The organism is Pseudoalteromonas sp. T1lg22 (assembly GCF_002964645.1).
GTDB lineage: Bacteria > Pseudomonadota > Gammaproteobacteria > Enterobacterales > Alteromonadaceae > Pseudoalteromonas.
This window is the reverse complement of the sequence record NZ_PQBY01000008.1, coordinates 46,387-68,214: the sequence shown is the minus strand read 5'-3', so window position 1 is coordinate 68,214 and position 21,828 is coordinate 46,387. Positions and strand designations below refer to the sequence as shown.

The window sequence follows — 21,828 nt, the reverse complement described above, 5'->3', positions numbered from 1 at the left end:
GTAATCAATCGTGAGTAAGTTTACTTAATCGAAAATTTACAACTTATACACAGGCCGTTATTCATACATTTAAAATAGACAGGTTAAATTAATAGCCGAGCTAATACGGCTTTGGGCTTGTCAAAAAAGAAATCAAGGGGTTTGATTATAATTCAAACCAAATACGGTGAATTTATATGCAGAAAAGATTTACTCCGGCGTGCTGTGGTATTGCCACAGCATTCAAGAAAACATGCGTTAGAAATTCACCCGGTTATCTACTAGGAACTTATTTTTTCCAACAAGGCCAGAGCGTTATATCAGCGATAAGTGTTAGGGATGCGTGACATTAATGGGATAAGTTAACCTGCGAATTTGCCCGTTACGGCTAATATCGACGCTCAGTTGCCAAATCATCTGAGCTTCTGAACAGGCACCGACCATGATATCCGCTTGCCATAAATGCTTGTCTATTTGCTTAAAAAACACCGGAATAGTACCCATGTACATGGTCACACCCCGCATCTTTGCGCCTTCAATCTGAGCATCGTTTGGCATACGTAAAGACACTGAAAAAGGCGACTCTGGGTGAACATACTCAGCACTAAGCGCAAAGTGGAATGGCTCGATATGCAAGGGATGAGAATCACAACAATGGGTGAGCTGCGTATCTTTGTCTATACTCTCTTTGTTTATACTTAGGTTGCTGTCGTTACACGCAGTCAGTGACAGCAGCGCCGTGAACAGGGAAAGCAAAACAAGAGAGTGACGGGTGTGGTACGACTGCAACATGGTTATTTATTGAACGTTAATTTGGCGCCAATATTAACCAATGGGATCCGTCCTGACTAGGCATGAGTTAAAAATTCCCCAACTTCACGTGATAATTTGATTGAAGTCATTATTTTAGCCATTTGCGCTATCTTTTTGAGGTCAAAAATTTTATTATTTCGACCGCAAATAATAAGAGTGTTGTGAGTCTGCTTTCTGAAACGCTTCGTAAAATGAGAGTTTTAGGTAGCCGGCTTTGACACCATCAGTAGGCCCTATTCGCAAGAGTAGGTATTTCATTTCTAATCGCATAATAATGCAGCGGAAACCTGACAATGAGCCAAACAGTAGCATCACAAACTGAGTACAACTATAAAGTTGTTCGCCAATTCGCTATTATGACAGTGATTTGGGGCATCGTTGGCATGAGTGTTGGTGTATTAATTGCTGCCCAGCTTGCCTGGCCAGCATTGAACTTCGATACCCCATGGCTAACATACTCTCGACTGCGTCCGTTACACACGAACGCTGTTATCTTCGCATTCGGCACCAGCGCCTTGTTCGCAACGTCTTACTACGTTGTGCAGCGCACCTGCCAAACGCGCCTTTTCTCCGATAAACTTGCAGCTTTCACCTTCTGGGGCTGGCAACTGGTTATCGTATTAGCCGCCATTACCCTGCCTTTGGGTATTACCAGCTCGAAAGAATATGCCGAGCTTGAGTGGCCAATCGATATCCTAATCGCCGTCGTTTGGGTTTCTTATGCTGTTGTTTTCTTTGGTACCTTGGTTAAGCGTAAAGTATCGCATATCTATGTTGCCAACTGGTTCTATGCCGGCTTCATTCTTACGGTTGCGGTATTGCACATTGTTAACAGCATGGCAGTGCCTGTTTCACTGACTAAGTCATACTCTATCTATGCTGGTGCCGTTGATGCCATGGTACAGTGGTGGTATGGCCACAATGCGGTAGGTTTCCTACTGACTGCTGGTTTCCTTGGTATGATGTACTACTTCGTACCTAAGCAAGCGGGTCGCCCTGTTTACTCTTACCGTCTATCGGTTGTTCACTTCTGGGCACTTATCTCTCTATACATCTGGGCTGGTCCGCACCACCTACACTACACAGCTCTACCTGACTGGACTCAGTCACTAGGTATGGTAATGTCGGTCATTCTATTCGTACCTTCTTGGGGTGGTATGATCAACGGTATCATGACGTTATCTGGCGCGTGGCACAAACTACGTACCGACCCGGTACTGCGTTTCCTAGTTGTATCTCTTTCTTTCTACGGTATGTCGACGTTCGAAGGCCCAATGATGGCTATCAAGTCAGTTAACGCGCTTTCGCACTACACTGACTGGACCGTAGGTCACGTACACTCGGGTGCCCTAGGTTGGGTTGCTATGATTTCAATCGGTGCGACTTACCACCTGATCCCTGCACTATTCGGCCACAGCCGCATGTACAGCGTGAAACTGGTTAACACCCACTTCTGGCTACACACTGTAGGTGTTGTACTGTACATAGTTGCTATGTGGATCTCTGGTGTAATGCAAGGTCTTATGTGGCGCGCAGTTAACGAAGACGGTACGCTTATGTACAGCTTCGTACAATCACTAGAAGCTTCATTCCCATTCTACGTCATGCGTTTCCTAGGCGGTGTATTCATCGTAGCGGGTATGCTGGTAATGGCCTACAACAGCTATCGCACTATTGCAGCTAAGAAAGGCTCAATTGCAGACGATGCGCAAGCACAAGTAGCTTAAGGGGTAGGATGATGAGCAATAAAAACTCTAGCAACAAACATGAAATTGTTGAAAAGAACGTTGGCCTAATGGCCATCCTTACGGTATTTGCTATCAGCTTTGGTGCCCTAGTGGAAATCACTCCCTTGATGTTCCAAAAAGACACCACTGAGCCGGTAGACGGTCTACGCCCGCTAAGGCGCTAGAACTTGAAGGCCGCGACATCTATGTACGTGAAGGTTGTTATAACTGTCACTCACAGATGATCCGTCCTTTCCGTGACGAAGTTGAACGCTATGGCCACTACTCGGTAGCCGGTGAAAGCGTTTGGGATCACCCATTCCAGTGGGGTTCTAAGCGTACCGGTCCAGATCTGGCTCGTGTTGGCGGACGTTACTCTGACGATTGGCAATATGCGCACTTAATGGACCCACGCTCAGTGGTTCCTGAGTCGAATATGCCAGCCTTCCCTTGGTTAGATGAAAATCGAGTAGACACAGAGTACACCCTGAAAAAACTACAAATCTTCCGTGATAGCTTTGGTATTGATAAAAATACTGACCGCTATAATGGCTTAGGCTACGGTACAGATGAAGAGTTACAAACTCAGGTTGACGAGATTAATGCTATGAACGACGGCCAAGGTGCGACTGAGATGCAAGCGCTTATCGCTTACTTACAGCAACTTGGTACACACTTGAAGTAATTATTATGGATTACGGCACGTTCAGAGGCATTTTAACTCTGGTAATAATGGTACTTTTTATCGTGATTGTGTTGTGGGCCTTCAGCAAGCGCAGCAAAAAGCGCTTCGATGATGCCGCCAACGCGGTGTTTGAAGACGAAAAGAAACACCAAAGCACAATCACTAATGAGGAAAAGGAGTCTGAGAAATGACTAGCTTTTGGAGTATTTGGGTCATCGTTCTAACCTTGGCCTGTCTAGTTCTGCTCTTCGGCCTACTGGTTTGGAACTTAAAGAACTTCGTAGGTGTTAAAGAAGGCGAGAGCTGTGGCCATGAATTTGATGGCATTGAAGAAATTAACAACCCGCTACCTAAGTGGTGGACCTACATGTTCTTCGCGACCTTCGCGTGGGCTGTGTACTACCTTGCTGCCTACCCTGGCCTAGGTAACTTTGAAGGCTTCTTAAAGTGGAAGAGCTCTAACCAGGGCGTAACATCACTAGAAGAGTCTAAGAAAGCGGTTGAAGACATGCACGCTGATGGCTACCGCATCCAGTTGGATGGTGAGTACCGTGCGGCAGACGAAAAATTCGGACCTATGTTCAAATCTTTCGCCCAGCGTGACGTATTGGATCTAGCATCAGATGAGCAAGCACTAGAAATCGGTCAACGCCTTTATCTACAAAACTGTGCTCAGTGTCACGGCTCTGACGCCCGTGGTGGTGACGGCTTCCCTAACCTAACCGACAAAGATTGGTTATACGGTGGTACGCCAGACAAGATCAAAGAAACAATACTACACGGCCGTATCGCTGCTATGCCTAGCTGGGAAGCAGCCCTTGGTGGCGAGCAAGGCGTAAAAGAAATGACTGCCTTTGTACTAAGCCTTTCTGGTCGTACGGTTAACCAACGTGATGCGGAAGCAGGTAAAGCTAAGTTTGCCATGTGTGCAGCCTGTCACGGTGCAGATGGTAAAGGCTCGGTGGCTCACAACCTACCTTTCGGTGCGCCTAACCTAACCGACAACACCTGGTTATACGGCAGCGGTTCAGCTCGTTCGGTAGAAGAATCTATCGCTAACGGTCGTGCCGGTGTGATGCCAGCATGGAAAGATATCCTAGGCGAAGACAAGGTTCACCTGTTAACCGCCTACGTATACAGCCTGTCGCAAGACAAGTAAGCATACGAATTTAATCGAAATCAAAAAAGCCTCCTATTTGGAGGCTTTTTTTTAGGTTTTTATCCGCCAATGCCGTAAAATAGCCGCAACTTAATGGCAACTAACTTGGTATTATGAACACTACTCCCTGGTATAAGCAGTTTTGGCCTTGGTTTTTACTTTTCTTCCCTCTTACAACCATTATTGCCTGTATTGGCCTTATCACCATGGCGGTGGGCAATGGCCCTGATATGGTGGTCGATGACTATTATAAAAAAGGCAAAGCCATCAACCTCGAGTTAACCAAGTTCGACAAGGCTAAGGCCTTGTATTTGCACGGTGATTTACAATTCACGGATGAGCGTATCAGCTTTGCCTTTACCAAGGGCGATGACTCAAAAGTCGCAGCGCTCAACATAGGTTTATACCACCGCACTCTAAGCGATAAAGACGTGAGCTTTCGCCTGACCCAAAATGCCCATGGCCAGTTCACCACCCTACTCGACAAGCCTATCGAACAAGGCGCCTATACGGTATTTATCACTCCATTTGATGACAGCTGGAAGTTGAAAGAAAACATTCAACTGCCACAAGCGGACACGATTAAAGTGAGCCCCGAGTATAAATAAATGCCCGAGTATAATTAAATGAGTGTGCAGTCCTGCTTTCATTGCCTTGAGCCCATTCCCAAGGGTTTTAATGAATCGGTTGTGGTTAACAATAAACCTGAACCCATGTGTTGTATCGGCTGTAAGGCAGTGGCCGAGACCATTATCGCTCAGGGTATGAGCGACTATTACAAATTCCGCACCGAATCAGCCGGCAAGGTGCAGCAGTTGGTGCCAGAGCAACTGGCGCTGATCCAAAGTTATGACAACGAGTCTATCCAGCAGGAATTTATTTCCCATCAGGGTAATGACAAAGAGGTGCTGCTCAGCGTTGAAGGTATAAGCTGCGCCGCCTGTGCCTGGCTGATTGAAAAGCAGCTATTGGCTCACTCCGGGGTGAAACGGGTTGATGTAAACACCTCCACCCACCGCGCTATGATCGTATGGGACGACACCCAGGCCAAACTCAGTACCTTGATCACCAGCCTGGCAGAAATCGGTTATAAATCTTACCCCTTCCAGGCCGATAACGAAGCGGCACAAAAGCAGGTGCAGGCAAAGAGCTTTGTCCGCCGTCTCGGTGTAGCCGGCTTGATGACCATGCAGGTGATGATGTTTGCCTTTGCCATGTACTTTGGCATGTTCTCCGGCATGGAAGATAACTTTGAACAGTATTTCCGCTGGATCAGCCTGACGCTGGCCACGCCGGTGATCTTCTACTCGGCACTGCCGTTCTTAAGTAACGCCATTACCGGCTTAAAAGCCAAACAATTAAATATGGATGTGCCCGTCTCCCTGGCCATTTTTGGCGCCTATTTTGCCAGTGGTTATGCCACCTTCACTGGCACCGGCGAGGTGTATTTTGAGTCCATCTGTATGTTTACCTTCTTGCTGCTTCTGGGCAAATATTTAGAGTTTCGTGCTCGCCTTAAAGCCAGCGAGTTCACTGCAAACCTGCAGCAACTACTGCCGCTCACTGCCCGCGTGGTCGATGGCGACAACGAGGAGCAGTTAATTAGCGCCAAGCTGTTAAAGCTAGGTGATACCGTGCGAGTCAAAGCCGGTGAAACCATAGCCGCCGACGGCCAGGTTATCAGCGGGCGCTCCAGCGTCGATGAGTCCATGATGACGGGCGAACATCACCCTGTTAACAAGACATTGGGCGATCAGGTCCATGCCGGCACGGTGAACCATGACGGGGTATTATCCCTGAAAGTGAACAAGGTTGGTCAAAATACCCTGGTCAATCAGATTATACGCCTGCAACACAGTGCCCTGAGTCAGCGCCCGAAAATCGCCCAAATCACCGACAAGGTGGCGCAGTGGTTTGTCGCCTGTCTGTTGATCTTTGCCTCCATTACTGCACTGTCCTGGTATCAAATCGACCCGGAACACGCATTTTGGGTAACCATAGCGGTATTGGTTGCAACCTGCCCCTGTGCCTTAAGTTTGGCAATTCCAACAGCCCTAACCTGCGCCGTGGCCAACCTCACCAAGCGTGGGGTTTTAATAAAGCAGGCACATGTGCTGGAAACCGCCACCAAGTTAACCAAGGTGGGTTTTGATAAAACCGGTACCCTCACCTATGGCCGCTTCGCCATCGCCAAAATGGACATTCTCGATAGCGGCTACAACGAACAGGAATTAAAATCTTTAGCCGCCAGTTTAGAGCGTTATTCCGAGCACCCGATCGCCAAAGCCTTTAGTGAGATCACCCCCATTCACCCGCAGCCCGAGCAGGTTGAGGTGCATACCGGCTTTGGTGTTGCTGGCATCTGGCAAGCGCATAAGGTGCATATTGGTAAGGCCAACTGGTTTACCCATGAACTGGAACTCAATGCTCAAGCTGTGCTTTTTATCGACCAAAAACCTGTAGCCGCCTTTTATCTGCAAGATCAGGTGCGCGACCATGCCGAGGCATTGCAAGCGGAGCTGAAAGAGCAAAATATCAGCCGTGTGATGCTTACCGGCGACCCGTCAACCGCCGGCAAACAGCTGGCGGAGCAACTTGAACTTGATGCCTACCATGGCGCCTTGCTGCCCGAAGACAAGCTGGCGTTAATGCAAAAATGGCATGGCGAAGGTCAGGTATGCGCCATGATAGGTGATGGTGTCAATGACAGCCCAGTATTTAATGCCGCTCACCTGTCTATCGCCATGGACAGCGGTGCCGATATTTCTAAAAATACCGCCGATGTGGTGCTGCTCAACAGCGATTTACGCTCGGTGGCGCAACTTATCCGCGTGGCCAAACAAACGCGCCGTATTATCAGGCAGAACTTAACCCTGTCTTTGTGTTATAACGGGGCTATTCTACCCCTTGCCGCCTTGGGCTGGGTTGCCCCCTGGATGGCGGTGATCGGCATGTCGGCAAGCTCGATTATTGTTATCACCAATTCACTACGGTTGCTGCGCTTATGAGTATCATCTACGTCCTAATCCCCATTGCCATTTTGTTTGTGCTTATCGCCATTGGTATCTTTTTCTGGGCGGTAAGAAGCGAGCAGTTTTCCGATTTGGAAAAGCAAGGTCACAGTATTCTCTTTGAAGACGACAAAGAGGAACACGACAAGAGCAATGAACGAGATTAGCTTTGCCGCCGCCCTGTTAATGGGCTTGGCCGGCAGTGGCCATTGCGTCGCCATGTGTGGTGGTATCGCTGGCACGTTTCAGCTCGCCAGCCGCGATCTGCCGCCGCTCGGCGCCACGCTTGCCTATAATGTCGGGCGCTTAAGCAGCTATGCTTTAGCCGGTGCTCTAGTCGGCGGCTTTAGCGCCGCATTTGCCAGTCAAAACAACCATATCAGCCTGGGCCTAAGCCTGCTAAGTGCTGTCTTTATGATCCTCGTTGGCCTCTACGTTATGCGCCTGTTTAATCCTTTGGGCGGCATAGAAAAGCTGGGCAACTGGGCAATTTGGCGCCATATCGTCAAACTGAATCGTCATCTGATGCCGGTTAACAGCTACCCAAAAGCCCTGTTATACGGCGCCCTGTGGGGCTGGTTACCCTGCGGCTTGGTCTACAGCGCCCTAACCTGGGCTATTTTTAGCCAAAGCGCCGCCGATGGCGCCTTATTTATGGCCTTGTTTGCACTTGGCACCTTGCCGGCACTGCTCGCCTTGGGCTTGGGTGCCAACGCCATTAAGGGTATACTTAACCAAACGTGGGTGCGCCTGGTCTTGGGTAATCTATTACTTTGGTATGGGCTCTATAGCTTGGTTATTGCAAGTGCCTCGCTAGTCACGTAGATTTAACTTCATCTCTTGCTTACCTTGGAATGTAAAATGGACGTAAAAACACAACTTTCTGGTAAATTCGCTGGTAAATCGAATTGCACCATTAGCTGTACCAACTGCTCTATCTCTCAGTTGTGCCTTCCTTTTAGCTTAAATGGCGAAGAAATGGACCGCCTTGATGAAATCATCGAGCGCAAAAAGCCACTGCACAAGGGCGATTACCTGTTCGAGTCTGGCACTAAGCTAAAATCCATTTTCGCGGTACGCAGCGGCTCATTTAAGTCTTTTACCCTTTCAGAGCAGGGTGAAGAGCAGATCACCGGCTTCCACCTGGCAGGAGATTTAGTGGGATTCGATGGTATTCATACCGCTACTCACCAAAGTTTTGCCCAGGCTATGGAAACCTCCATGGTTTGTGAAATTCCTTTCGAAACCTTGGATGATTTGGCCGGACGCCTGCCCAAGTTACGCCAACAGATCATGCGCCTGATGAGCAACGAGATTAACTATGATCAGGAAATGCTGCTGTTATTGAATAAAAAGACCGCCGAGCAACGTCTGGCGTCCTTCTTACATACGCTTTCTCGTCGCTTTAGCGAGCGCGGCTTCTCGGCTCGTGAATTCCGCCTCACCATGACCCGGGGCGAAATCGGCAATTACCTGGGTTTAACCGTTGAAACCATCAGCCGTTTATTAAGTCGTTTTCAGAAAAGTGGCTTTATTAGCGTCGACGGTAAATTTATTACCATCAATGATCATCAGCAACTCGCTCAGGCTGCAGCCATTTCTACGCCAAGCAGTTGATCTGACTCAAACTAAATCCATTCGCGCCTTTTAATATCAGGGATTTCTATTACACTCATAGTTGTATTGAAATACTCTTAAAATTAGGTATTAAGGAGGCGCATTATGGATAAAATTAAACGTATACTTGCAGTTGTTGACCCATCCGTCGAGGCACAGCAGAGCTTATCTCGAGCCGCGGAAATAGCGCGTAACACAGGCGCAAACATTACCGCCTTCTTATCCATCTACGATTTCTCTTATGAAATGACCACCATGCTCAGCGGCGATGAGCGCGAAGCCATGCGCAGAGCAGTAATAGCCGATAAAGAGCAATGGCTGCAATCTTTGGCGGCGCAGCATCAGGATATCAGCTTCGATACCAAGGTGGTCTGGCATAACCGTCCTTTTGAAGCCATTATTCGTGAGGTGTTAGAGCATGAGTACGACTTGGTGATCAAGGGCACACATCAACATCATGCCCTAAAATCTGTGATCTTTACCCCCACCGACTGGCACCTTATTCGCAAGTGCCCTACACCATTATTATTGGTGAAAGACCACAAATGGTTGGTTGGTGGCGCTATTCTAGCGGCAGTGAATGCGTCAAGCGATGATGAACAACATCAGGCACTCAGCGAGCGCATCATCAAAGATGCCCAGTTTATCAGCAAGATTGCCAAGGGTGACTTGCACCTAGTTAACGCCTACCCGGCTACACCGGTCAATATCGCCATCGAAATTCCCGAGTTTAATCCGTCGCAATACAATGAAACGGTAAAAGAGCACCACCTCAGTTCTACCCGTGAGCTGGGTAAGCAATTCGGTATCCCTGAAAATCATCAACATGTGGAAGAAGGCCTGCCGGAAGACGTACTGCCGCGCCTGGCGGAAAAGCTCGACAGCGAATTAGTGGTCATTGGCACAGTGGGTCGTACCGGACTCAGCGCTGCCTTGGTGGGTAATACCGCCGAGCATGTTATCGACAGCCTGGATTGTGACGTGCTGGCGCTTAAACCAGATGGCTATCGCAGTCCACTGGAAGATTAACCCAAAACCAATTTTCAACACCTTCAGGCAGCATCCGCTGCCTTTTTCTTGATGCCTCGAGTGCGTCAGCCTATAATACGCGCCTTTGATTTTTAGCCTTAGAGGGTGCCCAGGTGTCGCATTCAGCACAAGCCAAAGCGCAATACAATTTCAACAAACTGCAAAAGCGCTTACGCCGCCATACCGGTCAGGCCATTGCCGACTTTAATATGATTGAAGAAGGCGATCGCATCATGGTGTGCTTGTCTGGTGGTAAAGACAGCTACACCCTTTTGGATATACTGCAAAACCTGCAACGCTCGGCACCGGTCAACTTCGAGCTGTTCGCCGTAAACCTGGACCAAAAACAGCCTGGCTTCCCCGAGCATATTTTGCCTCAGTACCTCAATGAGCTGGGTATTGAATACAAGATAGTCGAGGAAGACACCTACGCCATCGTTAAGGACAAGATCCCCGAAGGTAAAACCACCTGCTCGCTATGCTCACGTCTGCGCCGCGGCATCTTATACCGCACCGCCAAAGAAATGGGTGCCACCAAGATAGCCTTGGGCCATCACCGTGACGATATGATAGAAACCATGTTTTTGAACATGTTCTATGGTGGCAAGTTAAAGGGTATGCCGGCTAAACTCATGAGCGATGACGGCCAGCACATGGTTATTCGCCCACTGGCTTACTGCAAAGAAGTGGATATTGCCGAGTATGCAGAGCATAAGCAGTTCCCCATTATCCCTTGTAACCTGTGCGGCTCACAGGAAAATCTGCAACGACAAAACATCAAAGCCATGTTGCAGCAATGGCATAAACAACACCCGGGACGCATCGAAAGCATCTTTACTGCGATGCAAAACGTCGTACCTTCGCACCTGGCCGATACAAATTTATTTGCCTTTAGCGACTTACAAACCGGTGAGGTGATCGACGGCGGTGACACGGCGATGGATAAACCTGAGGTACCCGTCATCCCCGTAGGCTATGACCAGGAAGATGAGGTCGCCGATACAACCCCTACAATTATTGAACTGACTTAATGTCACCATGAAAAAAGCGCTAATCAGCGCTTTTTTCATATGTATAAGGCGGCTAGCCTATTCGCAGCCCTCCTCAATTTCATTGACACAAATATCACCGGTTTCAGTAAAGGTGGCATTGCCGTCGACTCCTATGGCACCCACTTCAATTTTCATTTCCGTATTTGCCGGCAAGGCATCCAAAAACTCTTGTGAGACCGCAACCTGAAACGCCGATGCGGGCACCCGAACACTGAATTTCATCTTCGCCAAGGGATCTCCATCCTCGACAACGGTATCCATAACGACTTCCCACGCACCGACGGCTACAAATTCGGGGTGCATAGGCAAGCTACCATCATTGACTAAGTCATCAAGTTCGCCACTGGTCGCACATTTACCAAGATCGTTACCCGGCTCCCAGGTGATCACTCCACCATTATATGAAACATTGGCAGGCGCGGCCGGTAGGTGATAGGTAAGCATGGTCTCGCCTTCGGCTTTTTCTCCTTCTTCTCCTTTGCCCGTGACCATATAAATGCCCGGTTGCCAGCGCTCTAGAAACTCACTTAGTGTGACTATTTCTTCATCCTCTTCGGCTTTTGGATCATTCCAACACAAGGGTTCGGCGCTTTCGGCAAAGGTTTCGGTCAAGGTTTGTTCCTTCAATGACCCTCCTACCTTGTACTCGAACAATTTGGCGCCATCTGGGTCCGTCAGCCGCGCCGACTCAAGGTCGTCACCGTCAAATAAAAAGTGGAAACCTATGTCTCCGTCGCTGGCATTAATTTCAATCAGAGCTAGGCATTCTCCGAAATCACCGCAGGGTTCGGTTGCCAAGCCCTGCATACTTGCGCCTGAGGTGACCACAAACAGCATGGCTCCAATTTTGGATATGTATTTCATTTTCTATTCCTCGTTGCTTGCTTTTAATGGCGATCGAGGCATTCGCATAATACAAAAATGAACGGGTCACCGCCGTTACACTCGTAGAAAGTATAGAAGCGAGGCAGGACTTTGCAGCGAGCAATAGGAAGAATTTTCGGTGGTCTGCCGTAGCACAGACAATCAAGGTTGTTTCTGGTTGAAACGGGGTGGGTCAGTAGCCCGGCGGCACCGGGCACTATGGTCAATGATTAACCTTTATCAATCCAAGGGGTGATACGAGCCAGCTTGGCACCGTCCACCAGCACGGTTTCGCTATCTTCCCACTTGTTTTTAATTTTGACCTTACAGCGAGTGTCGACGCACTGCCAGTCGGAAGGGACATCGGTGGGCACAGAGCCAGTAAAGTGCAGTTGAATACCTTGCTGATCCGGTAGCAAGAAAGACATCAGGGTGCCGACGAAGAAGCCGGAAAGATCCGCCAACAGCTCCTCAAGCTCATTATTCACCTGATATAACTGCCCTGCAGTGATCCCCTGTTGCGGCATTTTTGCTTCAATCTGTATGCTTAACTGACAGCCGCCGGCATTGGCTGGGGTCACCACCACCATGGCTTTGTGGGTATCTAGCTCTTTGTCAAAGGGCAGGAACAGCTGACCTTGGTCGTCGTAAGTTAAAGGGTAACTTTGCTTTTCCGTTAAGATTTCCCCAGCTGCGATCTCACAGGGCTTGGCATCGGCATAGGTTTTTAAATAAAAACCAACCTGTGCATATTGGTACTCGCCCTCGTTCACGACTTCCATGCGGTCATAAAAGCCGTCATACGACATGACCACAGGCTCAGCAGCCGCGCTAAACGACAAGATTAATAACGGAGATACCCAGGAAGTCAGTTTATTCATCAAAATACGCCTCATTATGGTCTATCATTGCGTGCAGCTCTTCAATATAGGCTTCACCGCGCTCGGAGTAAGACATTAATCCATAGGCCAGATCTTTGGCAGTCAGTGGCTGTTGTGCCTGGCGCAACTCGGCGCGAATATCGCGCAGCTCACGATAGGCATTATGGGTGTTAATGTTATAGAAATAGGCATCCACCGCTTCTTGTACCGACTGATACACGGCCACCTCATGTTTGGCCCCCTGATTGCGGCGTTTAGGCACCAGGCCACAACCCTCGCTAAAGCACCATTGGCCAAAAAAGTTCAAACCGATACGAGCAAAGCGCGAGGTACCCCAGGCCGACTCATTGGCCGCCTGCATCATCACCAGCTCTTTGGGGATAACATCAACGCGACGCAGCGCCTGTTGCAATGACAGCTCGCTTATCTCTTCATCCACAAGACCATATTCGGCAAAAATATCCTCTACCTTTTGCTCTTGAGTGGCGGATAAGGCCTGCTGATACTGAATCATCATCAGGGCGATTTCTAAAGTCGCTCGCTGATCCCGTACTCGGCTGTTGGCTTTTTCCACCGGGCCACGAATAAAGTCAAAAAACAGGGATTTTTTTTCTTTAATATCGTTAACTTGTGCAAAGTCAGGCAGTTTAACATTGTGCCTTGGCTTTTCCACCACTGGCTTTTTAACAGCTTGCTCTGGCGTTGACTCTGTAACTTGCGCACTCTGCTCCTGCGGCCCCCAGATAAAGGGGTACACCAGGGCGGTAATGGAGATGATAGTAAATAGAATGAGTCCCAGTTTTTTGATCATGACACCTCTAGTATTCATATGTCTGGATAAACAAACGGCGCATTATATCCTAACAGAAGCAAATACGAAATAATCACTACTTTGCCACTAACATCATACAAGACAAGGAGTTATTTATTGTTTACACTCAGTACATAATACTCAGGGTTACGAGCACTGCATGGCCGATATTTGGCAACAAAGACGCACAGGTGAAGATAAGCATCGCCCCAACGATAACCGCTCTTCGTGGCAGGTCGACCGCTCGCGTATTATTCATGCCGCCGCGTTTCGTCGCCTGCAGGCAAAAACGCAAATCATGGGCATTGGCCTGAACGACTTTCACCGCACTCGCCTCACCCACTCTTTAGAGGTAGCGCAAATAGGCAGTGGCTTGCTGCGCCATCTGAGTCGACAACATCCCGATATCACCTGTCTGCCCGATGATTCCTTGCTGGAAACCTTGTGTTTAGCCCATGATATAGGCCATCCACCCTTCGGCCACGGCGGTGAAATTGCTCTAAATTACATGATGCGTGAACACGGTGGCTTTGAGGGCAATGCTCAGACTTTACGCATTGTCGCCAAGCTTGAACCCTACACCCAGGGCTTTGGTATGAACCTGACCCGCCGCACCCTGTTGGGTTTTATAAAATACCCGGCACTGCTCGATACCCTGTGGCATAGCAAGCCATCCGAGCCGGCGCAGCAGCGTTATATTAAGGCCAATGAATGGCGCCCGGCCAAGGGCCTGTATAGTGATGACAGTGACTTGGTAGACTGGATCTTCGCTCCCTTGAGCGCCGCGGACAGGGCCTTATTTCAAAGTCACCAGCCCCAGGATAGCTTTCGCGCCAAAACCCTGTATAAGTCGGTGGATGCATCTCTGATGGAGCTGGCCGATGATATCGCCTACGCGGTACATGACCTCGAAGATGCCATTGCCACCGAGCAGATCACCATTCACGACTGGCAGTCCCACGCCGAGCCTATGTTGGCTGAGCTCGACTGTCCCTGGCTCGAAGGTGCCAATATGGCGCAGCGATTATTCTTCCAGTGTGAGGCGCAGCGCAAGGACCTTATAGGCGAGCTGGTGAACCTCTTTATCACACAAGCTAAATTGGTACCCACCGACGGCGACTTTAGCTGTGCTATGCTTGGCTACCAGGTGGTCTTGCCGCCAAGTTATCAGGCGCTACTGGATTGCTTAAAAACATTTATTTATAAGCGCCTTATTCGTGCCCCACACATGCAGCAGATAGAATTTAATGGCCAGAAACTGATCATCGAATTATTCGAAGCCTTTGCCAGCGATCCGCTGCGTTTATTGCCGGAAACCACAGCCGTCGCCTATCGTCAGGCGGAAAAAACCGGCACCAGCACCTACAGAGTCTTGTGTGACTACCTCAGTGGCATGACCGACGAATATGCCTATAAAACCCACCAACGTTTATTTAGCAGCAGTTCGTATTAACCCTCCCTTTTCTGACGGTTTTGCCACTGCGGTCAGTTGTACCCTCGCCATATTGGCCTATTATTATTGATGTAATTGCTTGCATTTATTCGCCTTATACCAATTCTGTTGAGTATGTGATCAGAGATAGCGTTGGCTAAATGATGTGATAACAAGACGGAATTTTTCTTATGTAGTTTTGCTACAAAGATAAATTCCAACGCCGTTAGATGATATTGAGCCCGCTAGAATGATTAGCTATTTAAGTGAATTGGTATTAATCGGATACCCCTATAAAGGAAATCGGATGCCATTTATAGCCCTGGTTATTGTCATTTTCGCCTTGGTGCTTACACCTAGCGTCGAGGCCGAGCAGCAAGCACCTTTATATCTGGAAGAACGCCAAGCCATTGTTAAAGATATAGATAAATACGACTGGATCCGCCTGAGCTCAGGCGAATGGCTAAAAGGTGAATTTAAAGCCATGTACGACAAACAAATTGAGTTTGACAGCGACATACTCGACACCCTGTTTATCGACCGTGAAGACGTCGACATGGTGATTTCCGGGCGAGCCCATAGCGTGCGCTTTAACGACGGCCATGTCAGCGAAGGCGCCTTGTTGATCGGCCCAAGTTATGTACAGGTAGGCGCAGCTAAGCTGGCCTATTTACCCAAAGATTTGGTGTCTATCGCCGCCAGCGCCAAGGACGCCGGTGGCGCCTGGTATGCCAAGGTGGGTGTCGGCGCTAATTTAAGTCGGGGCAACACAGAGCAAAGTGAGCTCTCCGCCACCGTTGATATCAAACGGCGCACCGCCACCAATCGGTTGCTGATCAACGCCCTGGCGGCACGCACCAGCAACGATGAAGAGGTCACTGAAAACAATGTCCGTGCTAGCGGCACCTTTGACTGGTTTTATACCAAGTCCCTGTATTTTCGCCCGGTGTTTTTCGAATACTATCGCGACCCATTTCAGAATATCGACCATAAATACACGCTCGGCGCCGGTATAGGTTATTACGTCATTGATAATCAGCGCTGGGAATGGGATATAGGCATGGGTCCTGCCTATCAAAGAACGCAATTTGCCAATGTCGGTATTGACGCTCCCAGCAGCAACTCAACGACCTCAGTTTATTTTTCGTCAAATATGGATTACGAGCTGACCTCAGACATAGATTTAACCTTTGACTATCGTTTTACCCTTGCCGAGCAAGCGGCCGGTGGCAATGCTCAGCATGCCCTGATGGGTGCCTCAATAGATATCACCAGTGATATTGATTTCGACATATCACTGCTTTGGGATCATCTGCAATCTCCTATCGCCAATGCCGATGGCACAGTGCCGAAAAAGGATGACTATAAGATGATCGTAACTTTTGCCGTCGAGTTATAGGAGTGGACATGGCTCCCTTAAATCCTGCACAAGAAACCCAGCTCTCACCTCACAGTCGCGCCGCTGGAAAAGCCTCCACCAAAGTCGGTGGCAAAGCCTTAGGCCTTGCCCTGGCGGCACTCTTGCTAACACCGGCGGTACAAGGTGCCACCGTTGAAGAGCGCTTGGCCGCGCTAGAGCGTCGTATTGTTGAGTTAGAACAGCAGTTAAAGCGCAAAGATGCCGAAATAGAACAGCAGCTTAAGCTTAAAGACGCTGAAATTGCTGCCATTAAGCGTCCTTTGGCTACGGTCAAAACCCAAACCGAACAACCTCAAAGCAAGCTTAATGGCCGCCTTTATCAGGAGTATGAACGTCCCAGCTACCGTTTTAAAACGCCACCAAAGAGCATCTTTTTAAGCGATTCGGACACCACCTTACAAATAGGCGGGCAAATTTGGCTCGATGCCATTTATAACGATGGCGACATGGCCAATCGCGGCGCCTTTCAAACCTCGTCCATTCTCTTTGACGAAGATGCCAGCGACGATAAGACCTTGCTCAACGCGGGACAATCCAAGCTCTCCTTTCGCAGTCACACCCCAACCGAGCACGGCGATATGACCACTCGCTTTGAATTTGATATGTTCGATGGCGACGGTAATGCCGATTTTAACCTCACTCACCTTTGGGGTGAGCTTGGCAACTGGGGAGCTGGGCAGACCTTTAGCGGCTTTATGGACATCAATTCCTTTCCCAATATCCTCGATTATTGGGGCCCATCGGCCATGGTCTTTGCCCGTCACCCGCAAATTCGTTATCGCCGCAGCTTAGGCAATGGCAGCTTCTGGGCCTTAGGTATCGAACGTTCAGATGCGGATCTGGCGTTACCGGTTAATATTGATCCTGAGTCCCTGAACTATAGCGAACAAAACGATTGGCCCGATGCCAGCGCCAGTTATACCTATCAATTTGATCAGGGGTATATCAAAACCGCACTGCTATTGCGCTATTTGGGATACAAAACAAACCTGCAAGAAGATAAGGTGTGGGGCTGGGGCATTAATGTCACCGGCACCTATGATGTAAATTACAGTCACAGTCTGAAATTTCAAATCGCCAACGGTAAAGGCATAGGCCGCTACCTAAACGATCCCTGCTGCCATTATTACGCCGATATCACCGGCGGCAGTGATGCAGGACTCGACGGCAATGGCGAGCTCACCGCCATAGGCGCCACGGCGGGTTTTATCTATTTGGATAAACAATGGAACGACAACTACACCTCTTCCATCGGCATCAGTTACGTGGATATAGACAACATCATCACCCAGCATCCCTTGTCGTTCAATAACAGCCTCTACAGTACGGTGAACCTGATTTACAACCCGACCACAATGTCGCGTCTCGGCATTGAGCTGCAATATGGTGAGCTCGAGAATTATCGTGGCGACAAGGGCGACAACTTACGTTTGCAAACCTCTTTTGGCTTTAAATATTAGGAACTTAAGGCGCGATTCACGCCCTATTTGCAGTTAAGGACGATAAGGACTGATATACATGAAGAAAATACTCTACTCGCTACTATTGATATCGGCCCTCGGCCTGCAAACTCAAGTCGATGCCCGCCCCTATGACACAGCCAAGGTGGAGCAGATACTTGCTCAAGCCCATACCCTGTATAAAGACGAAAAAAGCGGCGCCAATGCGGATTATATTCCCGCTCTTGCCAAGGTCGACAGCGAGCAATTTGCCATTGCCCTGGTTACCACAGACGGTAAGATTTTTACCCAGGGCGACATAGACAGCCACTTTTCTATTCAGTCTATTTCCAAGGTATTTACCCTGGCTTTGGCCATGGAGCAACAAGGAGCCGAGGCCATCTTGGATAAAATCGGCGCCAACGCCACCGGCCAGCCCTTTAATTCGGTAACCGCCATTGAGCTTAATCCGGCCAGATCTGTCAATCCCTTGGTGAATGCCGGAGCCATGGCCACGGTCAGCCTGATAGAGGGCGATAGCGCCGCACAAAAATGGCAAGCGATCAGTGCCTGGTATGGAAAATTTGCCACCACCAAGCTGGACGTACTTGAGGATGTGTATCGCTCCGAGTCCAGCAGTAATGGCCATAACCTGGCCATTGCCGAGCTGCTTAAATCTTACGGGCGTTTTTACGGCGATGTGGATATCAACCTAGATATCTACACCCGCCAGTGCTCCGTGGGTGTCACCACTAAAGATCTGGCTATTATGGCCTCTGTGTTCGCTAACGGCGGCACCCACCCCATCAGCGGCGCACAATTGATGCGCGCAGATAATGTCGAGCGGGTGCTGGCGGTCATGAGCACGGCAGGCTTGTACGAAACCAGCGGTGAATGGGCCTATACGGTCGGCTTACCGGCGAAAAGCGGGGTCGGCGGCGGTATTATTGCCATTATGCCGGGTAAGTTCGCCATCGCCGCCTTTTCACCGCGCCTCGATGCGGCCGGTAACAGCGTCAGAGCGCAAAAGGCCATTGATTATATTGCCGAAAAAGCCAAGGCCAATATCTTTAGTCACCTCGACTAACCATAGTGATTGATTCACGGCACGGGGCGTTAAAAAGCGCCCTGTGCCTGGCTCTGGCGATTCCTTCTAAGAGAGCAAAATGCTACACTGACGCCCTACTTATAATAACTTTCATCATTTATCGCCAATGAAAATAATCTCTTTCAATATTAATGGCTTACGCGCTCGCCTTCATCAACTTCAAGCACTTATCGACAAGCATCAACCGGATGTGATCGGCTTACAGGAAATCAAGGTGCATGATGAAATGTTCCCCGTCGCTGACGTCGAGGCCATGGGTTATCACGTGTATTTCCATGGTCAAAAAGCCCATTACGGCGTCGCCATGCTGACCAAGCAGCCGGCCAAAATGGTTAAAAAAGGCTTCTCCACCGACACCGATGAGCACCAAAAGCGCATGATAGCGGTGACAGTGGAAAATGCTCAGGGGGAAGATGTCACCGTGCTTAATGGTTATTTCCCCCAGGGCGATAACATCAACCATGAGACCAAGTTCCCTTATAAGCGTCAGTTTTACAGCGATCTGATGGCCGAGCTAAATTCTCAATACAGCCCAGACAGCAAGTTAGTGGTAATGGGTGATATTAATATTTCGCCAATCGATCTGGATATCGGCATCGGTGAGGCCAACAAAAAGCGCTGGCTAAAAACTGGTAAATGCTCCTTCCAGCCGGAAGAAAGACAATGGCTGGCCACCCTCACAAATTGGGGTCTGGTGGATACCTTTAGACAACTGCACCCGGATACTGACGACAAATATTCCTGGTTCGACTACCGCTCCAAGGGCTTTGATGACAACCGCGGCCTGCGTATCGACGTTATTCTGGCCACTCCTGCCTTGGCGCAATCCTTGGCGGAAAGCGGCATAGACTATGAACTGCGCGGCATCGAAAAACCTTCGGATCACGCCCCTGTCTGGAGTACCTTCGAGGGCTAATTGCCATGCTCGTAAGCTTTATTGCCGTCTTACTCATACTGTTTTTCACCCTGGATAAAGCCAGTGTGAGCGGTCTGTGGCAACGTCCGGCAAGACAAACCGGTCTGTTTGCCTGTGCCCTGGTGTTGGCAATGCTGTGGCGCATTAAGGCGGGGATAGTCCCGGGCCTAGATATACATATTCTCGGCATTACCGCGGTGACCTTGATCTTAGGTTGGCGTTTAGCCAGCCTGGCGGCTGTGCTTGCCACCGCCTTGCTTACGAGCTTTTCAACCATACCTTGGGAAAACGCTGCGGTGTTTGCTATCACCACTGCACTTATTCCCATTTACTTTAGCTATGGCGTTTTTGTGCTGGTTTATAACCTGCTGCCACGTCATTTATTTATCTATATCTTCATCTGTAGTTTTCTCTGTGCGGCGTTGGCCAATTGCCTGAAGATCTTTGTCGGTGCGCTCTATTACTGGGCTATCGGCACCTATGAATGGTCTATGCTGATGGATAACTATGTGATTTTAAGTGCGCTTATCTGGTTCCCCGAAGCCATGCTCACCGGCATGGCCATGACCCTGCTGGTGATCTACCGCCCGCACTGGGTGCGCACCTTTTACGATAAGGAATACCTTGCACCATGAGTGCTTATTGCTGCCCCTTATGCCAACAGCCCTTAACCCGTCAGGGTAACAGCCTAAGCTGTGACACCGGCCACCAATTCGATTACGCCAAAGAAGGCTATATCAATTTATTACCGGTGCAATATAAGAAATCAAAACAACCCGGCGATAACCAGGACATGGTGCAAGCCAGACGCCGTTTTCTATCCGCCGGCCATTATCAGTTTCTGCGCCAGGCGTTAGCCGAACGTGTTGCTGCTTTACACCAAAGCGAGACGGGGGTGATAGACATGGGCTGCGGTGAAGGCTACTACACCCATGAGCTGGCAAACCAGCTAGAGCACCGGGGACAGGTGTACGGCATAGATATTGCCAAACCCGCTATACGCTATGGCGCCAAACGCTATAGCAACTGCGAATTTGCGGTGGCCTCAAGCAAGCAGATCCCCCTGAGTGCAGGCTCTGCTTCCGTGGTGACCAGTGTATTTGCCCCCATCTTTGCCGAAGAAAGCGCCCGCCTATTGACGCCACAGGGATATCTGGTGGTGGCTTCGCCCGGCCCCAAGCATTTAGCCGAGCTAAAAGAGATTATCTATAATGAAGTGCGCGAGCATCAACAGCTAGACACGCCCACAGGCTTTACTCGCAGCGCCGAGCAACTACTGAGCCGTACCCTCACCCTCACAGGTGAACAAGCAAGAGATTTGGCCTTGATGACCCCCTTTGCCTGGAAGTTCAGTGTCGAGCAGTTGGCACAGCTTGCAGCAAGAGCAGAATTTAAGGTGCAAGCCGAGTTTTACCTCAGCGAATTTCAGAAGATATCCTGACGAAAGGCCTTGTCCATTTTATCGAACATATCCTTAAGTAGCAGGGCCAGTTCGCGATATCGCGGCTTGGCCTTGGCCGGAGCACCACGATAGCCCTGGGCCACCATTTTCGTATACAGCTCTTTATACCAATGCGCATAAGCAGGTGGCAGCGGCGAGGAGGCTCGCTTCGCAAGCCACAGCAGACCTTGCACCGGCAGGGAGAGAATTAATAAGGCGCAGGCCAGCGCCGGCCCCAGATAATGCTGACCCAGTAATTGTAATTGCACCACCAGGCTGGTGAGCGCCAGCAACGGCATCACCTTAATGGCAAACAAGGTGGCACTGATAATCCGATTTTCCACAAACATGGGCGCCAATTCACGGCGCAGCGGCCAGAGTTTGGCGTAGCTATGCCCTTGCTGAATTTGTGTCATCATACTGTTTTGCATTTACGCCCCTTAC

The 21,828-nt window shown here is 49.4% G+C and carries 22 protein-coding genes and 1 pseudogene; 18 read left to right on the top strand and 5 right to left on the bottom strand.

The genetic code is table 11. The features are described 5' to 3' along the window. Window positions 1–312: 312 nt before the first annotated feature. The gene (locus C2M24_RS05295) at window positions 313–771 is read right to left on the bottom strand and encodes a hypothetical protein (RefSeq protein WP_105213557.1); all 459 of its coding nucleotides are present in this window, start codon (window positions 769–771) and stop codon (window positions 313–315) included. A gap of 314 nt (window positions 772–1,085) precedes the next feature. Between C2M24_RS05295 and ccoN the strand changes: the two genes are divergently transcribed. The 11 genes and pseudogenes from ccoN to ttcA all read left to right on the top strand — a co-directional run bounded on the left by ccoN (window position 1,086) and on the right by ttcA (window position 11,051). Further along, complete coding sequence (ccoN, locus tag C2M24_RS05290) at window positions 1,086–2,519, top strand: cytochrome-c oxidase, cbb3-type subunit I (protein ID WP_105213556.1); 1,434 nt, start codon at window positions 1,086–1,088, stop codon at window positions 2,517–2,519. Between the two features lie 11 nt (window positions 2,520–2,530). Further along, a pseudogene (ccoO, locus tag C2M24_RS05285) lies at window positions 2,531–3,204 on the top strand (cytochrome-c oxidase, cbb3-type subunit II). 5 nt (window positions 3,205–3,209) lie between these two features. After that, complete coding sequence (locus tag C2M24_RS05280) at window positions 3,210–3,395, top strand: cbb3-type cytochrome oxidase subunit 3 (protein WP_105189573.1); 186 nt, start codon at window positions 3,210–3,212, stop codon at window positions 3,393–3,395. Beyond that, a complete protein-coding gene (gene ccoP, locus C2M24_RS05275) occupies window positions 3,392–4,363 on the top strand; it encodes a cytochrome-c oxidase, cbb3-type subunit III (RefSeq protein ID WP_105213555.1) in 972 nt (323 codons plus the stop codon). The genes C2M24_RS05280 and ccoP overlap by 4 nt, the downstream gene beginning before the upstream one ends. Window positions 4,364–4,476: 113 nt before the next feature. Next, complete coding sequence (locus tag C2M24_RS05270) at window positions 4,477–4,971, top strand: FixH family protein (protein ID WP_105213554.1); 495 nt, start codon at window positions 4,477–4,479, stop codon at window positions 4,969–4,971. An 18-nt stretch (window positions 4,972–4,989) separates the two neighbouring features. After that, window positions 4,990–7,371, top strand: coding sequence for a heavy metal translocating P-type ATPase (locus tag C2M24_RS05265; protein ID WP_105213553.1), 2,382 nt, complete (start codon window positions 4,990–4,992; stop codon window positions 7,369–7,371). Beyond that, the gene (gene ccoS, locus C2M24_RS05260; protein WP_105189569.1) at window positions 7,368–7,541 is read left to right on the top strand and encodes a cbb3-type cytochrome oxidase assembly protein CcoS; all 174 of its coding nucleotides are present in this window, start codon (window positions 7,368–7,370) and stop codon (window positions 7,539–7,541) included. The genes C2M24_RS05265 and ccoS overlap by 4 nt, the downstream gene beginning before the upstream one ends. Beyond that, the gene (locus C2M24_RS05255; protein ID WP_105213552.1) at window positions 7,528–8,199 is read left to right on the top strand and encodes a sulfite exporter TauE/SafE family protein; all 672 of its coding nucleotides are present in this window, start codon (window positions 7,528–7,530) and stop codon (window positions 8,197–8,199) included. The genes ccoS and C2M24_RS05255 overlap by 14 nt, the downstream gene beginning before the upstream one ends. Window positions 8,200–8,235: 36 nt before the next feature. Then, the gene (locus tag C2M24_RS05250; protein WP_105199824.1) at window positions 8,236–8,991 is read left to right on the top strand and encodes an FNR family transcription factor; all 756 of its coding nucleotides are present in this window, start codon (window positions 8,236–8,238) and stop codon (window positions 8,989–8,991) included. A 105-nt stretch (window positions 8,992–9,096) separates the two neighbouring features. Beyond that, a complete protein-coding gene (gene uspE / locus C2M24_RS05245) occupies window positions 9,097–10,020 on the top strand; it encodes a universal stress protein UspE (protein WP_105199823.1) in 924 nt (307 codons plus the stop codon). A 113-nt stretch (window positions 10,021–10,133) separates the two neighbouring features. Beyond that, window positions 10,134–11,051, top strand: a complete 918-nt coding sequence (gene ttcA, locus C2M24_RS05240) for a tRNA 2-thiocytidine(32) synthetase TtcA (RefSeq protein ID WP_105213551.1) — start codon at window positions 10,134–10,136, stop codon at window positions 11,049–11,051. A gap of 57 nt (window positions 11,052–11,108) precedes the next feature. On the opposite strand, the gene C2M24_RS05235 is transcribed toward ttcA, so the two are convergent. The 3 genes from C2M24_RS05235 to C2M24_RS05225 form a co-directional block, all read right to left on the bottom strand. After that, a complete protein-coding gene (locus tag C2M24_RS05235) occupies window positions 11,109–11,936 on the bottom strand; it encodes a hypothetical protein (RefSeq protein ID WP_105213550.1) in 828 nt (275 codons plus the stop codon). A gap of 230 nt (window positions 11,937–12,166) precedes the next feature. Further along, window positions 12,167–12,817, bottom strand: coding sequence for a DUF2987 domain-containing protein (locus tag C2M24_RS05230; RefSeq protein WP_158677928.1), 651 nt, complete (start codon window positions 12,815–12,817; stop codon window positions 12,167–12,169). Then, a complete protein-coding gene (locus C2M24_RS05225) occupies window positions 12,810–13,628 on the bottom strand; it encodes a glucosaminidase domain-containing protein (protein ID WP_105213549.1) in 819 nt (272 codons plus the stop codon). Before C2M24_RS05225 ends, C2M24_RS05230 begins: the two co-directional genes overlap by 8 nt. A 160-nt stretch (window positions 13,629–13,788) precedes the next feature. On the opposite strand from C2M24_RS05225, the gene C2M24_RS05220 reads away from it, so the two are divergent. The 7 genes from C2M24_RS05220 (at window position 13,789) to rlmA (ending at window position 21,384) form a co-directional block, all read left to right on the top strand. Beyond that, on the top strand, window positions 13,789–15,081 hold the full coding sequence (locus tag C2M24_RS05220; RefSeq protein ID WP_105199818.1) for an anti-phage deoxyguanosine triphosphatase: 1,293 nt from the start codon (window positions 13,789–13,791) through the stop codon (window positions 15,079–15,081). 286 nt (window positions 15,082–15,367) lie between these two features. Further along, on the top strand, window positions 15,368–16,459 hold the full coding sequence (locus tag C2M24_RS05215) for a DUF481 domain-containing protein (RefSeq protein WP_158683694.1): 1,092 nt from the start codon (window positions 15,368–15,370) through the stop codon (window positions 16,457–16,459). Window positions 16,460–16,467: 8 nt separating this feature from the next. Then, window positions 16,468–17,940, top strand: coding sequence for a DcaP family trimeric outer membrane transporter (locus C2M24_RS05210; RefSeq protein ID WP_105213547.1), 1,473 nt, complete (start codon window positions 16,468–16,470; stop codon window positions 17,938–17,940). Window positions 17,941–17,998: 58 nt separating this feature from the next. Further along, complete coding sequence (glsA, locus tag C2M24_RS05205; RefSeq protein WP_105213546.1) at window positions 17,999–19,006, top strand: glutaminase A; 1,008 nt, start codon at window positions 17,999–18,001, stop codon at window positions 19,004–19,006. A 127-nt stretch (window positions 19,007–19,133) separates the two neighbouring features. After that, the gene (xthA, locus tag C2M24_RS05200) at window positions 19,134–19,943 is read left to right on the top strand and encodes an exodeoxyribonuclease III (RefSeq protein ID WP_105213545.1); all 810 of its coding nucleotides are present in this window, start codon (window positions 19,134–19,136) and stop codon (window positions 19,941–19,943) included. A gap of 5 nt (window positions 19,944–19,948) precedes the next feature. Further along, window positions 19,949–20,578 (top strand): energy-coupling factor ABC transporter permease, encoded by a 630-nt coding sequence (locus C2M24_RS05195; RefSeq protein ID WP_105199813.1) that lies wholly within the window; start codon window positions 19,949–19,951, stop codon window positions 20,576–20,578. After that, window positions 20,575–21,384, top strand: a complete 810-nt coding sequence (gene rlmA, locus C2M24_RS05190; protein ID WP_105213544.1) for a 23S rRNA (guanine(745)-N(1))-methyltransferase — start codon at window positions 20,575–20,577, stop codon at window positions 21,382–21,384. Before C2M24_RS05195 ends, rlmA begins: the two co-directional genes overlap by 4 nt. Here rlmA and yfbV read toward each other — a convergent pair. Then, window positions 21,369–21,815: a terminus macrodomain insulation protein YfbV gene (yfbV, locus tag C2M24_RS05185; protein WP_105199811.1), complete on the bottom strand. Its 447-nt coding sequence runs from the start codon at window positions 21,813–21,815 to the stop codon at window positions 21,369–21,371. The two genes, rlmA and yfbV, sit on opposite strands and share 16 nt — an antisense overlap. Window positions 21,816–21,828 lie beyond the last annotated feature (13 nt).